The sequence below is a fragment of the Halomonas sp. ND22Bw genome (assembly GCF_003011945.1).
In the GTDB taxonomy this organism is placed as follows: Bacteria; Pseudomonadota; Gammaproteobacteria; order Pseudomonadales; family Halomonadaceae; genus Halomonas; species Halomonas halophila.
In genome coordinates, this window is the sequence record NZ_PXWD01000579.1 from 1 (window position 1) to 294 (window position 294).

Annotated in this window: 1 protein-coding gene; it reads left to right on the plus strand. The window is 65.6% G+C overall.

The annotated features are described in order from the left end of the window. Positions 1 to 66: 66 nt before the first annotated feature. Positions 67 to 294 (plus strand): DUF883 domain-containing protein (locus tag CVH10_RS19460; protein ID WP_106489403.1); only part of this gene is annotated, 228 nt, incomplete at its 3' end.

Here is a 294-nt window from a genome sequence, read left to right on the forward strand (position 1 = left end):
GGGGAGTGGCGTTGGCATACGGGGTTCTCTATTCTCTACCGTCAAGCTTTCAACGGAGCGCGCATCATGGCCAGCACCAAGGCCCGAGAAGACATCAAGGCCGACCTGAAGACCCTCAAGGAGGATCTGAAGAACGGCGCCCGCGAGGAAACCCAGCGCCTGCGCGAAAAGGCCGCCGAGGCCGAGGCCAAGCTGCGCGCCAAGAGCGACGAGGTGCGCGAACAGGCGCGCGGCTATTACGACACCGCCCGCACGCGCGGTCGCGAATACTACGACGACGCCGCCGAGCGCCTG